We start from the raw sequence: 14,227 nt of genomic DNA, 5'->3' as shown, positions 1-14,227 counted from the left end.
TTAGTCGTTTTGAATTTTATTTAATAAATCTGGATCAAATTCACCATTTCTTAGCATGGCGATTTCCCATTTGTATGGCGGTTTTTTCGATGCTTTATCTTCACCAACGTATGGCGTTTCAAGTATTTTTGGAACGTTCGATAGTTGCGGATGGTGCACAATATAATGAAGTGCATCAAAGCCGATATGACCAAAACCAATATTAGCATGACGGTCTTTATGTGCGCCTCGCTCGTTTTTACTATCATTGATATGTAACACTTTTAAGCGGTCAATACCGATGATTTTATCAAATTCATTTAACACTCCGTCAAAATCATTGACAATATCGTAACCAGCATCGTGTGTATGACATGTATCGAAAGTAACGGATAATAATTCATTATGAGTCACACCGTCAATAATTTGTGCTAGTTCTTCAAAAGTGCGACCACATTCAGAACCTTTTCCAGCCATTGTTTCTAAAGCGATTTGTACATCTTGATCGTGTATTAATGCTTCGTTAAGACCTTGGATAATTTGTTTAATTCCTTTGTCCGCACCTTCACCGACATGCGCGCCGGGATGAAGTACGATTTGTTTTGCACCAAGCGCACGCGTACGTTCGATTTCAGATTGTAAGAAATTAACGCCTAATTCAAATGTTGCTGGCTTAACTGAGTTACCAATATTGATAATATAAGGCGCATGAACCACGATGTCAGCCATGTCGTGAGCTTTCATGTGTTCTAAGCCTGCTTCAATATTTAACTCTTCAATTGGCTTTCTACGCGTATTTTGCGGAGCGCCAGTATAAATCATAAACGTATTTGAGCCGTAAGAAGCTGCCTCTTCACTTGCGCCAAGAAGCATTTTCTTTCCACTCATTGATACATGAGAACCTAGTCTTAACATAAATTCATTCCTCACTTATCGTTTTTTCCGTCTTTCACGACGTTTGATTTCGTTCATTTTATAGTTGATTTTCTTTTTATAATTTGGCTTACCTTTTTGTTTTGCTTTTTTACGCATACCGATTTCGCGCGGATCAGCTGTTTCACGTTTAGCTTCACGTTTTGCACGGCGATTGCGGTCTTCTAGTGTAACGAATTCTTTATTTTTCCAATCAACATGTTTAAACTCGATACCCATTTTTTCAAGTTGATTTAGGCGATCTTCATCTGCCGGTTCAAATAAAGTAAGTGCAATACCTGAATGTCCTGCACGTCCAGTCCGACCAGTACGGTGAATATAAAAATCGAGATCATCTGGTAATTCATAGTTTACAACATGACTAATTCCTTGAATATCAATACCACGAGCAGCTAAATCTGTCGCAACAACATATTGATAATCTAAGTTTTCGATTTGTTTCATCGTCCGTTTACGTTCACGAGGATTTACATCGCCATGGATTTTCGCTACTTTTAGCCCACGTTCGATTAAACCGTTCGCTACTTCATCAGCAGTTGTTTTTGTATTAGTAAAAACAATCGCTAAATAAGGCTGTGAACCAACTAAAACATTTTTAAGTAAATCAAGTTTATTACGGCTACGAGTTGCCATAATACGATGTTCCACTGTTTTTGAAGCAGCAACTTTTGGTTGAATATGCTCATAACGTGGATTTTCCATATATTTGCTTAAAAATGGTTTTAATTTTTGCGGAATTGTTGCGGAAAAAACAAGCATTTGTAAATTAGCAGGCATTTTTCCAGCAATATGGTCGACATCGTTTAAGAAGCCCATATCAAGCGTCATATCTGCTTCATCAATAACTAATGTTTTAGCAGTATGAACAAATAAGGCTTGTTCACGAATTAAGTCATTAATACGACCTGGAGTTCCAACAATAATTTGTGGTTGTTTTTTCAGTTTATCAATTGCACGTTGTTTATCCGTACCACCAATAACGAGTTGAACAGCGATTTCTTTTTCACTAAATTTCGTTACTTTGCGAATTTCATTATAAATTTGAGTAGCAAGCTCGCGACTTGGTGCCGTAATAACCGCTTGTACTGCATCTTTTTCAGGATTCACATTGTTAATAATTGGCAAAATAAAAGTATGGGTTTTCCCTGTACCAGTTTGAGATTGGCCAATGATACTTTCACCTTTTAAAATGCCTGGGATTAGCTTTTGTTGTACTTCTGTTGGCTCATAGAATCCTAATTTATCTATTGCAAGTCCAATAAAAGGTTGAAAGCCAAATTGGTCAAACCTTGATTTCTTCGTCATAAAATATTTCCACTCCGTTCTATACCTAGTAGCCATTATAGCACATATTAGGTCATTCGTGCGCGCGATAAGACAACTTTGTTGAAACTTATATCTACAATAAATATTTTTTATATAGTATAAATAGATTAGCTAATAGCTAGCCTTTGGTTATTACATACAGAAAAGAAAAAGAGAGCAGGACAATAATTGTCCTATTCTCTTCATTTTAATATAAGTAAAACTATTCAAATCAATGAAAACAGCTACGAAACAATTTAATAGACAAAAATATAAATATTAAAAATCAATAATTTTATCTAGCTTATTTTCCCATTCAACAAAAGCTTCATTTAAAAAAGTCGAAGGTTTCAATTCTCCAATAAATTTACCATATGCAATTATTTTATTATCTTCAGAAACTGATTTTCTACTTTGATTAATAAAAGTATTTACTTCTTTTTCTTTTTTTCGTATGTTTTCAACAATTTCCCACTGCTTTTTAGTAATTTGAGGATTATTCTTTCTTACGTCCATAACAGAGGTCATTGCACATTGAGCTCGATAATTGATTAAATTCAGAATTGGGTTTCGGCCATTTTCGTTCCAATCAATTTCATATTGAATAACTTCTCTTGCGTATATAAATATTTGGGAGGGTAAAAGCAAAAACAGGATAACCATCCCAGTCAGAAATAAAGAGTAATTGAGTCGTTTTTATGGATTTATTCAACTATTTTCCTCCTTTATATACACCTCGATTAATCATCATTAATTAACAAAATTGGAAAGGATCCGTATTGACCTCTGAAACAATAAATTCTGCTTCATAATCTAAAATTTTAGCTTGTTCTTCCATTTTGTTTTTCAAGTAGCCTTTCATTACTTTTTCAATATTATGTCCAGCATCAATAGTTGGTAAATTAATAGCTAGTAAATCATGAGCTGTATGATAATAAACATCTCCTGTAATGAAAACATCGGCGCCTGTAGCTTTTGCTTGGTGAATAAATTTATTTCCATCCCCACCAATAATGGCTACCTTTTGGACGTTAGCTTTTAAATCTCCGACAAAACGAACATTATCAATTGCGAAAGCTGTTTTTAGTTTATCAATAAAAGAAACCATACTAATTTTTTTAGGTAAAGTTCCGACACGACCAAGTCCTTCTTTGTAAGTCTGTGTTTCGAGTGTATATACATCGATTGCTGGTTCCTCATATGGATGAGCAATTTTCACAGCTTTTGTGATTGTTTCAGTTAAATATTGAGGGAAAATCGCTTCTATTTTAACTTCAGGAATAGAAGTTAAAGATTCTTTTTCGCCGATAGTCGGATTTGCGTCTGTACCTGGTTTAAATGAACCAATTCCAGTTGTATGGAAAGTACATTCTGTATAATTTGTGCCTATTTGTCCTGCCCCATTATTTACAAGTGCTAAACGGACAGATTCTAGTTCATTTTCCGGGACATAAACAGCAATTTTGCAATAAGGTTCTGTATAAGTTTCCTCAATCATCGTAGTATCTTGCAAATGCAGTAAATCAGCTAAAATATCATTCACTCCGCCTTGAGCAATATCTAAATTAGTATGCGCAGCAAAAACGGTAATATCGTGCTTAATAAGTTTTTTGATCATTTTACCTTGTTTCGTTGTTGTATCAATGTGTTGTGTTGGACGGTATAAGAATGGATGGTGCGCGATTATTAAATCCACTCTTTTTTCAATTGCTTCATCCACTACTTCTTCTAAAACATCTAATGTAAACATAACTTTTCTTACTTTTTTGGATAAATCTCCTACTTGAAGGCCGATTGGATCGCCTTCCATTGCTAATTTTTTAGGAGCAATTTTTTCCATTATTGCGGTATATTCATAACCATTTGCGACTTTCATTTTAGCACATCCTCTACTAATGAGATTTTATGTTCTAATTCGCGAATTTTCGCTTGATTTTCATCTGATATTGGTTGATTACTGGAGATAGTTTGGATAATATTTTGCCATGTATTAGCTTCATGACGCCATTTGCTTTTGAATATAGCTGATTGTTCTTTTAATAGGCAAGGACCGAAAAAGATTTCTTGTTTTGTCCAAGTAATTTCTTTTTCAGAAGGCTCAAGAACGATGATTTCATATATTTTATTATCTTCACGCAAAATAGCTTCTGAAGAAATTAACCAATTATTTTTTTCGGACCATTCTCTAAGTTGCCACGCTGCAATATTTGGCTGCAATATCAGTTTGCTTACTCCAGCAAGTTTTTCAGCGCCTTCCTCTAAAATTGTACGAATTAATGTACCACCCATCCCAGCGATAACTATAGTATCAATTTTGTCATCTTTTTCAATAACCTCTAAACCATTTCCTTTTCTTACATCGATTTGATCAGTTAAGCCAGAAGTCCGTACTTGTTTTTGCGCAGACTTAAAAGGACCATCGACAACTTCACCTGCGACTGCGAAAGAAGCTGTTTTATTTTTGATTGCAAAGCATGGTAAATACGCGTGATCGCTACCGATGTCAGCAATTCGTTCATTTGTTTTTATGTAAGAAGCTACTTTTTCGAGTCGCTTCGATAGTTGTTCCTCGTTCATTTGATTCCCTGCTTTCCTTTTCATTAAAAAGGCAGGAGAACATTTTGTCCTCCTGCCCGGTTGTGCATTATTCCAGGAAGTCTTTTAATTGTTTGCTGCGGCTTGGATGACGTAATTTACGTAAAGCTTTTGCTTCGATTTGACGAATCCGTTCACGAGTTACGCCAAACACACGGCCAACTTCTTCTAAAGTGCGCGTACGACCATCATCTAGACCAAAACGTAAGCGAAGAACATTTTCTTCCCGGTCTGTTAATGTATCAAGCACATCTTCAAGTTGTTCTTTTAGTAATTCATAAGCTGCATGATCGGACGGTGAAGTCGCATCTTGGTCTTCAATAAAATCACCAAGGTGTGAATCGTCTTCTTCGCCGATTGGTGTTTCAAGTGAAACTGGTTCTTGAGCGATTTTTAGAATTTCCCGAACTTTTTCAGTTGGTAGGTCCATTTCTTCCCCAATTTCTTCTGGTGAAGGATCGCGGCCTAAATCTTGCAGCAATGAACGTTGCACACGAATTAATTTGTTAATTGTTTCTACCATATGCACCGGAATACGGATTGTTCTAGCTTGGTCCGCAATCGCACGGGTTATTGCTTGACGAATCCACCATGTTGCATAGGTACTGAATTTAAATCCTTTGTTAAAGTCGAATTTTTCAACGGCTTTCATTAGTCCCATGTTACCTTCTTGAATCAAATCTAGGAATAACATACCTCGACCGACATAACGTTTTGCAATACTTACTACAAGGCGTAGGTTGGCTTCTGCAAGACGACCTTTTGCTTCAATGTCACCAGCTTCAATACGTTTCGCTAAAGCTATTTCTTCATCGGCAGTAAGTAAATCTACTCGACCAATTTCTTTTAGATACATGCGCACTGGGTCATTAATTTTAACACCTGGTGGCACACTCATATCTGTTAAATCAAAGGATTCGGTTTCTTCTTTTACAAGTTCTGTTTCATCTGGATCCTCGTCGTCTGCATCATCAGAAACTTCAATGCCTGCTTCACCGACATGTTCTAAATACTCATCCATTTGATCGGAATCTAAAGTGAATGGAGCTAATCTGGCAGCGATTTTTGCATAAGTTAAAATCCCCTTTTTCTTACCTTCTTCTATCAGGGCTTCTTTTACTTGCTCAACATTAAGTTCAGCAACTGGTTTTGTGTTTTGTGTTTTATCACTCATAACTGCCTGTATTCCTCCTTCCAAAATGCCGCTAACCTTATTAAAAGGCTTCTCTTAGGTAATAATACCATCATTTAGCGGTTTTAAAACGTTATTAATCCAATTGACCGCTATTTAACTTACGGTTGAGTTGGACGATTTCAAGCATCACGCGAATTTCATTTTCTTTGTCGTTTTCACGATTAAAAGCCGCTAGTTGTTGCTCGAGTTCTTTCTTTGCTTGTTCTAATTTAAAACGTTTGAGACTTTTAATGTAGTCTTCAAACTGTGTTTTACCTTGTTCATCTGGACTAATAACCATTTCTAGACTGCTTATAAGTCCTTTCATTCCTGCATCTGGTACGCTATCCATAAACTTATGTGGATCTGCATCGTTACCTTCAGCAAAATAGCCAATTAAATAGGTATAGAGTGCTTGATAGTTATCATGATAAAATTCTGTATCACCTAGAAGTTGTTTAATCAAAAGAAAACTATCCCGATTTTCCATCATTGCTTTCATTAGTTGCTGTTCTGCAGTAGTGTGTGCAGATAATTTCTGAGTTGGTTGCTCAAAGGAAAAGAGCATCTCTGAGTCTTCTTGCGGAATCATCCCCATAAAAGAATCATCTATTGGTGGTTCATTATAGCTTTGGTTTTGTCGTTCTTTGTGTGTGTTCTTTAGCGATTGTTGCAGTTGTTGTTTTAAAGTTTCGATAGTTAATTCAAATTCATCTGCTAGTTGCTTTAAGTATAATTCTCGTTCAACAGCTTGATCAAGCTTAGCAATTTCGCGTAAACAGTCATCAATATAAGCGATTTGATCTGTTTCGTTTTGCAAATTACGTTCTTTGCGTAAATAGTTGATTTTAAAAGCTGTCCAAGTCATTCGTTGTTGTTTGTAGATTTCTTTGAATTTATCTGCACCACTTGCTCTAATGAAGTCATCTGGATCTTTTCCTGCTGGGAGTTGCAAAACAAAAACATCTAAACGATTACGCTCAACTAAAAGCGTTCCTGCTTTATACGCTGCTTCAATTCCAGCTCGGTCCCCGTCGTAACAAATAATTGCACGATTTGTAAGACGCTTAATTAAATCAGCATGTTCTTCCGTTAAGCTTGTTCCCATCGAAGCAACCGCATTTTGAACGCCGGCATCTTCTGCGGAAATGACATCCATAAAGCCTTCCATAAGCGTGATTTCTTCTTGTTTTCTAATAGCCTGTCTTGCCTCTGAAAAATGAAATAAAGTTCGTCTTTTATTAAAAATAGGTGTTTCAGGACTATTTAAATATTTTGGTCCATCGTTACGGTCAAACAAACGACCAGAAAAAGCATTAATTTGACCACGATCATTCGTAATTGGAAACATAATTCTATTACGAAAACGGTCAACCATTTGCCCATCATCACGTTCAGATAAAAGCCCAGCCGTGCCAGCCAGTTGCAAATCCATCCCTCTTTTTTCAAGAAAAGAAGTGATTGTGGCATGATGGTTTGGCGCAAATCCAATTTGGAAGGATGCCATCATTTGTTCCGACATACCTCGTTCCTTCAAATACGTTAAAGCAGCTGCCCCTTCTTCTGTTTCCATCAAAATATAATGATAGAGTTTGGCTGTAAGTTGATGCATTTCAACCATTTTGGCTGTTTCAGAAGTTTCTTTTGGCAAATTGCTTGTATCACGTTCTTCTGGAAGTTCAATATCGACGTCTAAATGACTCATATCCGCGACTTTTTTGACAGATTCTACAAACGTTAGCCCATCATGTTCCATTAGAAATGAAAAGACATTCCCTCCTTTACCACAACCAAAACAATGAAAAATTTGTTTTTCTGGTGATACAGAGAAGGAAGGCGTTTTTTCGCCATGGAATGGACATAAGCCAGAATAGTTACGACCTTGTTTTTTTAATTGGACATAATTACCAATAATATCGACTATATCCGCTTGATTCCGGACTTGATCTATTACTTCTTCAGGAATCCGCGCCATCTTGACAGTCAACTCCTATTTACTTATTTTTGAAAAATGTAGTCATCCGGTCTTTGAAAAGCACACGATCTTGATCGCTCATTGCTTTAGGACCTTTGCTATATTTGCCTTGTTGCCTTTCTTTGGCATGTCTATAGCGAATATCTAACATTAATGACATTTCTTCTTCTCGGTAAAGTTCGCCCCGATTCGAAAAGACATACGTACCTTTTGCAAGTAGAATGCTAGCAAGGCCAATATCTTGCGTTACGATAATATCACCTTTGTTTGCTAAATTCATCATTCGCATATCCGCTGATTCTTTGCCAGTATCAACAAAAATCCAATTTTCTCCGTTTGTATTTACAGAGTAATGGTTAAAAGAAGCCACAAAAATAACGTCTAACTGAAATTGTTCGGCGACTTGTTTTATTTCTGCTTTTACCGGGCAAGCATCGGCATCAACTAAAATTTTTGGCACATATTCCATCCTCTCTTAAAATCTATGAAGGCAAGTTAAAAAACGAGTTTTTAACCCGTTTTTTTAATATTATTCATAGATTTGGCTTTTTCACACGCGAATTTAGATTATACGGGAAGTAACTAATTTTTACAAGCAGTTTTTCCCGTATAATATATATATTCGCCATAAAAAGCAAAAGTCCTTCTTATAATTCTAAATTTTCATCAACAATTTCACCAATGTGGATTAAAATCTCGTTTGCAGTCTCTTCAATGGCTTTATTAGTCACATCTAACACGAAACAATTTAATTTACTGGCTAGTTTATTAAAAATCGCTAATTCTTCATCAATTCGTTGATTACTTGCATAAGTACCAGCACCAGGTAAACCAATCGAAATTAAACGCTCTTGTCTAATTTTCGTTAATTTTTGTTTACTAATTTTTAGACCAATTATTTTTTTAGGGTCAATTTCAAAAAGTTCATCTGGGATTTGTGCTTCTGGAACGATTGGAATATTGACGATTTTTAAACCTTTAAGCGCTAAATATTGCGATAAAGGAGTTTTTGAGGTTCTTGAAATACCAATTAATACATAATCCGCTTGCAAAATGCCTCTTGGATTACGACCATCGTCATTCTCTACGGCAAATTCGATTGCGGCAACTTTATTGAAATAAGCTTCATCCATCGAACGAACGCGGCCAGGTTCAGAAAGTGGTTTAATCTTGTAGGTTTCTTCTAACTGATTTAAAAGCGGCCCAAATAAGTCAATAATCGGTACGCCGAAAGCTTGAGCAGTTTTATTAAGCTCTTCACGGACGCTTTCGAGTACAATGGTGTGCACGATTATGCCATTGTTCACTGCCACTAAGTCAACAATTTCTTCAATCATGTGAGAAGAATCGACGTGGTGAAAACGATGGATAAACTTCGGTGTTTGACCAAATTGACTAAGTGCTGCTCTTGTCACGAGTTCGGCCGTTTCTCCTGTTGAATCGGAAACCACGTATACGGCTGGTTGAGTCATACATACTTCCTCCTCTTTGCTCAAAATCTTACTTTTATTTTACATTAATTTCATCCATTTGAGCAAATTCTTTAATAAAGCTTGCTAGTTCGAATAAAAGCGCAAGACGATTGTTTTTTAGTTCATCGTTATCAGTCATCACTAGCGTATTATCGAAATAGCCATCAATTGTTGTACGTAAATCAGCAAATGCTTTAAGTCTTTCAACAATTGTTAAACCAGCATAATCATATTTTAGTTTTTCTAATTTATCGAATAGCTCTTGTTCGTATTCATTTTCAAATAAGTTCGGATCCACTTCTACGCCATCTTCGTATTTTTTAGAAATTTTAACTACTCGTGTTAAAGCTTCGATAGTTGGGCGGAACCACTCTGCATCCGCATGTTTATTTAAGATTTGAGCACGATCAATCAGTTGCGGAATCACATTTGGATCTCCGCCGATAACAGCGTCAATAATATCATGACGAATATGATGTCCTTGTAAAATAACACGTAAACGATTTTTCAAGAAGGTCTGCACTTCTTTTTTCACATCTGCACTTGGTAATTCAGTAGCACCTTCTGCACGTTCCATGTCCACTATACGAGAAATAACTTCAAGCATTGGAATGTCCCAACCATTTGCTTGGATAATGCGCATCGCCCCAAAAGCACTACGACGTAAACCAAATGGATCAGCAGAGCCAGTTGGTACAATATTTACACAGAAGAAACCAATTAATGTTTCTAATTTATCCGCAATTGCGATAAGGGAACCTAGGTCTGTTTGCGGTAAAACGCCTTCTGCTGAACTTGGTAAATAATGTTCGCGAATGGCTGTTGCGATTGCTGGTTTTTCACCTTGTAATAAGGCGTATTTTTCGCCCATTAAACCTTGTAGTTCCGGGAATTCACCAACGATATTGGTTACTAAATCAAATTTATAAATATTTGTTAAGCGGATAATGTCTTGTTTATCTTCTTCTTGCCAATTTAAGTAATCAGCAAGCATCAATGCCACTTTTTGCACACGTTTCATTTTTTCTGTCAAAGTACCTAATTTTTCATGGAAAACGATATTTTGTAATTTAGCAACTGCTTCGTCAATGGTTATTTTTAAATCTTCTTGATAGAAGAAATCAGCATCTGACAAACGAGCGCGTAGTACTTTTTCGTTTCCTCGTGCCACTGTATCTAGATTTTCATGGTTACCATTACGAACGGTTACAAAATGAGGCAATAATTCTCCTTCTTGGCTGAAAACTGGGAAGTAACGTTGGTGTTCTTTCATCGTCGTAATTAAAACTTCTTCAGGTAGTTCCAAATATTCTTTTTCAAAATTACCCGCTAATACAGTTGGATATTCGACAAGATTAGTTACTTCTTCTAATAAGTCGTCATCTTCTCTGATTTGCCAATTTTCCATTGTTTCTAATTCACGTAATTGTCCTACAATAGCCTGTTTGCGTTCACTAGCATTAACAACGACAAATTGTTCTAATAATGCATGTGGATAGTCGCTCGGTTGATTGATTGTAGCTGTTTTTCCTAAGAAACGATGACCACGGGAAGTATTACTAGTTGAGACACCAGTGATTTCAAATGGGATAATTTCTTCGCCAAACATTGCGATAAGCCATTTGATTGGGCGAATATAACGTAAATCATTACTACCCCAGTGCATACTTACTGGGAAAGTCATACTTGTTACTACTTTTTCTAGGCTTGGAAGTAACACGGTTGTTTTTTCGCCGATTACTTCTTTTTTAATGTAAATATATTCCACACCTTTAATTTCGCGAAAAGTTAAATCTTCTGGTGCTACTTTTTGACTTTTGGCGAATCCTAATGCAGCTTTCGACCAGTTACCTTCGTCGTCTAGAGCGATTTTTTTGGCAGGGCCTTTTGCTTCTTCCACACGATTAGCTTGTTCTTCAGCCATTTCTTCTACTAGGACAGTTAAACGTCTTGGTGTAGAATAAGTTTTAATTTCTTTAAATTCGATTTGGTTGTCTTTTAACCAATCTGTCACTCGTTTTTCCAGTTGTAATACAGAGCTAGTCACATACTTCGCTGGCATTTCTTCTAAACCAATTTCTAATAAAAAGTCTTTACTCATGACGTTTTCCTCCCTCTTCTTTGACTAATGGGAAGCCAAGTTTTTCTCGTGATTCATAAAATGTTTTGGCGATACGTCTTGCTAAGTTTCTGATACGACCGATATACTGTGCTCGTTCAGTTACTGAAACAACACCGCGAGCATCTAATAAGTTAAAAGTGTGCGAACATTTTAATACATAGTCATATGCTGGGAAAACTAGTCCTTCTTGCATTTGACGAGCTGCTTCTCTTTCATATGTGTCAAAAAGAGTTAATAGCATATCTGTATTAGAAGTTTCAAAGGCATATTTGGAGTTTTCGAATTCTGCTTGGAAGAAAATATCGCGATAGCTAATACCTTCTGTCCATTCTAAATCAAATACATTTTCTTTATCTTGAATATAACTTGCTAAACGTTCCACACCATAAGTAATTTCAGATGTAACTGGGAAACATTCTAAGCCGCCTACTTGTTGGAAATAAGTAAATTGAGTGATTTCCATCCCATCTAACCATACTTCCCATCCAAGTCCTGCGCATCCTAACGAAGGGTTTTCCCAGTTATCTTCCACAAAACGAATATCATGTTCTAACGGGTTAATTCCTAATTTTTCTAATGAGCCAAGGTAAAGCTCTTGAATGTTGTCAGGAGAAGGTTTCATCACTACTTGAAATTGATGATGTTGGAATAATCTGTTTGGGTTTTCTCCGTAACGGCCATCTGCTGGACGACGAGAAGGCTCCACATAACCTGCTTTCCAAGGTTCTGGACCAATTGCTTTTAAGAAAGTATAAGGGCTCATTGTACCAGCACCTTTTTCCACATCATACGATTGCAACATAATACAACCTTGTTCGGACCAATAATCTTGTAACGTTCTAATCATTGTTTGTAAATTCATTGCTTCCACCTCCAAAATAATTCAGCCAATATAAAAACTCTCGTCTCTATATGCTGATTTAAAGCATATAGGGACGAGAGTTATCTCGCGGTTCCACCCTATTTGGAATTTAAACAATTCCCACCTTGATTTCGCTGTACTCCAGAACGCCTTCACAAAAAGTTAAATATCCGGCTCACACCACACCCGAACTCGCTAAAAATAGAGCTTTTTGTTACTATTTTCCTTCAATGTACCTATTAGTTGATATATTAAAAGATACTGTATTTTTGCGAAAAAGTCAATCATCGCTATCTTTTTTTAACATATTTTCCCATTTATCCATATCACGTAAAAATTTCCTGCTTTTTAAATATAAACCAGAATATTCGTCGTAATAAGTATCAATAGCTTTTTGGAGCCATTCTTTTGTTTCTTGCTTCACATCAATATTGCCTAATCGGCCTAATTGAAATATAAAAAATAGCCTTAAAAGTTTTACTACATTTTCCGGTAAATGCATCCGGTAGCGGTCTTTATCAAAGCAGCGATGGCAAATAATTCCGTTACTTCTTGTTGAAAAATCAAAATGTCCTGTCGTCTCCCCGCAAATAGCGCATTTATCCATAGTTGGGTAAAGTCCTAACACAGGTAACATTTTCATTTCATAAATTTGGGTTAGAATTTGCGAATCATATCCTTCATCAATGTCACGTAAAATTTGAAAAGTTAGCTCATATAAATATGGATTTGGCTGGCGTTCTTCGGTTGCTTTATCCAATAACTCGCATACATAAGTGGCATAAGCCGTCATAAAAATATCTTGTTGAATGGAAGAAAAATTTTCGATAACTTCTCCTTGTTGAAGCGTACCAAGCCCGTTTCCCCCAAAAAAAGTGAAGTATCCATTTGTAAATAATTGTGTTACAGCAGCTAATCTACTTTTGGTTTTTTTTGCGCCACGAGCAACCACACCAATTTTTCCAAATTCACGCGTATACATGCGGACTATTTTATCTGATTCACGATAACTCGTCTGTCGTATCACGATTCCTTCGCATTTTTCCATGTGGCAACCCTCCTTTTTCATTCTTTTTATTATAACATTTTCTAAACGATTGTGTCTTTTTATATTTTTTGCTATCTTTCCGCGACTTGCTATTGTAAAATAGAGAAAAAGGCAAGAAAGAAAGGATTTTTTATTCTATGGATATGTTACTTATATTATTGATCAGCTTGTTTATACTCACATTCATAGGTGTAGTTGTGGGAATTATTTTGCTTATTGTTAGAAAGGAAAGATGGGCCGGCATTATTGTCGCTGGATTATCATTTGGTATTGGTTTTTATGTATTGTTAGCTGGGTTAAACTTAGCAACAGTTAGTTTACTTCAAGGCTTTAATAATCCATTTTCTTTTTACGGTGGTAGTGGTACCGATGTTTATACTAATGATTATGCAGAAAGCTATGACGAAGATTATTATAATGATTATACGGATGTAGATTATGGTGAGCCTGTTGTTTTAGAAAATGACAGCACTATAACTGTTTATAAACCTGAAGTGTCTCAAAAGAATGATGGTTATGATATTTATAAAGTCAAAGTGAAATTTGAAAATACGGGCACTGATCCTCTTCCGTTTTATTCAGAGGATATCTCGTTGTACGATGATGCCGCTGAAGATTATGGACAACAAATTACCGAAGATAGTTTCACTGGTGATGTTCAGCCAGGTGAAACAAAAGAGTTAACACTTTATTATGAAGTATATAATTTTGGTCCTTATAGTATAGAGTATGACAATTATAGCTGGACTGAATAAATAAAAA

Annotated in this window: 13 protein-coding genes and 1 other annotated feature; of the genes, 1 reads left to right on the top strand and 12 read right to left on the bottom strand. The window is 36.1% G+C overall.

Annotated elements, in window-relative coordinates; translation table 11 throughout:
* The 12 genes from OC533_RS01220 to recO all read right to left on the bottom strand — a co-directional run bounded on the left by OC533_RS01220 (position 1) and on the right by recO (position 13,465).
* Positions 1-894: a deoxyribonuclease IV gene (locus OC533_RS01220; protein ID WP_194323448.1), complete on the bottom strand. Its 894-nt coding sequence runs from the start codon at positions 892-894 to the stop codon at positions 1-3.
* Positions 895-909: 15 nt separating this feature from the next.
* Positions 910-2,217: a DEAD-box ATP-dependent RNA helicase CshB gene (gene cshB / locus OC533_RS01215; protein WP_003766896.1), complete on the bottom strand. Its 1,308-nt coding sequence runs from the start codon at positions 2,215-2,217 to the stop codon at positions 910-912.
* A 279-nt stretch (positions 2,218-2,496) separates the two neighbouring features.
* Positions 2,497-2,865, bottom strand: a complete 369-nt coding sequence (locus tag OC533_RS01210; RefSeq protein ID WP_194323449.1) for a hypothetical protein — start codon at positions 2,863-2,865, stop codon at positions 2,497-2,499.
* Positions 2,866-2,971: 106 nt separating this feature from the next.
* Positions 2,972-4,093 (bottom strand): Nif3-like dinuclear metal center hexameric protein, encoded by a 1,122-nt coding sequence (locus OC533_RS01205; protein ID WP_033533029.1) that lies wholly within the window; start codon positions 4,091-4,093, stop codon positions 2,972-2,974.
* Positions 4,090-4,794: a tRNA (adenine(22)-N(1))-methyltransferase gene (locus OC533_RS01200; protein ID WP_010991559.1), complete on the bottom strand. Its 705-nt coding sequence runs from the start codon at positions 4,792-4,794 to the stop codon at positions 4,090-4,092. Before OC533_RS01200 ends, OC533_RS01205 begins: the two co-directional genes overlap by 4 nt.
* Positions 4,795-4,861: 67 nt before the next feature.
* Positions 4,862-5,986, bottom strand: coding sequence for an RNA polymerase sigma factor RpoD (rpoD, locus tag OC533_RS01195; protein WP_003730430.1), 1,125 nt, complete (start codon positions 5,984-5,986; stop codon positions 4,862-4,864).
* Between the two features lie 94 nt (positions 5,987-6,080).
* Positions 6,081-7,961, bottom strand: coding sequence for a DNA primase (dnaG, locus tag OC533_RS01190; protein WP_194323450.1), 1,881 nt, complete (start codon positions 7,959-7,961; stop codon positions 6,081-6,083).
* A 19-nt stretch (positions 7,962-7,980) separates the two neighbouring features.
* Positions 7,981-8,421: a DUF188 domain-containing protein gene (locus OC533_RS01185; protein WP_003762282.1), complete on the bottom strand. Its 441-nt coding sequence runs from the start codon at positions 8,419-8,421 to the stop codon at positions 7,981-7,983.
* 187 nt (positions 8,422-8,608) lie between these two features.
* On the bottom strand, positions 8,609-9,433 hold the full coding sequence (locus tag OC533_RS01180) for a pyruvate, water dikinase regulatory protein (protein ID WP_003721963.1): 825 nt from the start codon (positions 9,431-9,433) through the stop codon (positions 8,609-8,611).
* A gap of 34 nt (positions 9,434-9,467) precedes the next feature.
* Positions 9,468-11,534: a glycine--tRNA ligase subunit beta gene (gene glyS, locus OC533_RS01175; RefSeq protein WP_194323451.1), complete on the bottom strand. Its 2,067-nt coding sequence runs from the start codon at positions 11,532-11,534 to the stop codon at positions 9,468-9,470.
* Entirely contained in the window at positions 11,527-12,417 is an 891-nt protein-coding gene (gene glyQ, locus OC533_RS01170) for a glycine--tRNA ligase subunit alpha (protein WP_003766904.1), read from the bottom strand. Before glyQ ends, glyS begins: the two co-directional genes overlap by 8 nt.
* Before the next feature lie 66 nt (positions 12,418-12,483).
* Positions 12,484-12,657: a binding site (T-box leader), on the bottom strand.
* A gap of 40 nt (positions 12,658-12,697) precedes the next feature.
* A complete protein-coding gene (gene recO, locus OC533_RS01165; protein WP_262265211.1) occupies positions 12,698-13,465 on the bottom strand; it encodes a DNA repair protein RecO in 768 nt (255 codons plus the stop codon).
* 137 nt (positions 13,466-13,602) lie between these two features.
* On the opposite strand from recO, the gene OC533_RS01160 reads away from it, so the two are divergent.
* Positions 13,603-14,220: a DUF4352 domain-containing protein gene (locus OC533_RS01160; protein ID WP_010991564.1), complete on the top strand. Its 618-nt coding sequence runs from the start codon at positions 13,603-13,605 to the stop codon at positions 14,218-14,220.
* Positions 14,221-14,227: the final 7 nt, after the last annotated feature.

This window comes from Listeria sp. Marseille-Q6474 (assembly GCF_946902005.1).
GTDB lineage: Bacteria > Bacillota > Bacilli > Lactobacillales > Listeriaceae > Listeria > Listeria innocua.
Note: the sequence above shows the minus strand (reverse complement) of the source record. Positions and strands in the feature narration are given on the sequence as shown.

Bases quoted from the DNA above. Each gene is read 5' to 3' on its own strand.
- cshB (WP_003766896.1), bottom strand. From the start codon at position 2,217: ATGACGAAGAAATCAAGGTTTGACCAATTTGGCTTTCAACCTTTTATT.
- dnaG (WP_194323450.1), bottom strand. From the start codon at position 7,961: ATGGCGCGGATTCCTGAAGAAGTAATAGATCAAGTCCGGAATCAAGCG.
- recO (WP_262265211.1), bottom strand. From the start codon at position 13,465: ATGGAAAAATGCGAAGGAATCGTGATACGACAGACGAGTTATCGTGAA.
- OC533_RS01220 (WP_194323448.1), bottom strand. From the start codon at position 894: ATGTTAAGACTAGGTTCTCATGTATCAATGAGTGGAAAGAAAATGCTT.
- glyQ (WP_003766904.1), bottom strand. From the start codon at position 12,417: ATGAATTTACAAACAATGATTAGAACGTTACAAGATTATTGGTCCGAA.
- OC533_RS01200 (WP_010991559.1), bottom strand. From the start codon at position 4,794: ATGAACGAGGAACAACTATCGAAGCGACTCGAAAAAGTAGCTTCTTAC.
- OC533_RS01180 (WP_003721963.1), bottom strand. From the start codon at position 9,433: ATGACTCAACCAGCCGTATACGTGGTTTCCGATTCAACAGGAGAAACG.
- rpoD (WP_003730430.1), bottom strand. From the start codon at position 5,986: ATGAGTGATAAAACACAAAACACAAAACCAGTTGCTGAACTTAATGTT.
- OC533_RS01205 (WP_033533029.1), bottom strand. From the start codon at position 4,093: ATGAAAGTCGCAAATGGTTATGAATATACCGCAATAATGGAAAAAATT.
- OC533_RS01160 (WP_010991564.1), top strand. From the start codon at position 13,603: ATGGATATGTTACTTATATTATTGATCAGCTTGTTTATACTCACATTC.
- glyS (WP_194323451.1), bottom strand. From the start codon at position 11,534: ATGAGTAAAGACTTTTTATTAGAAATTGGTTTAGAAGAAATGCCAGCG.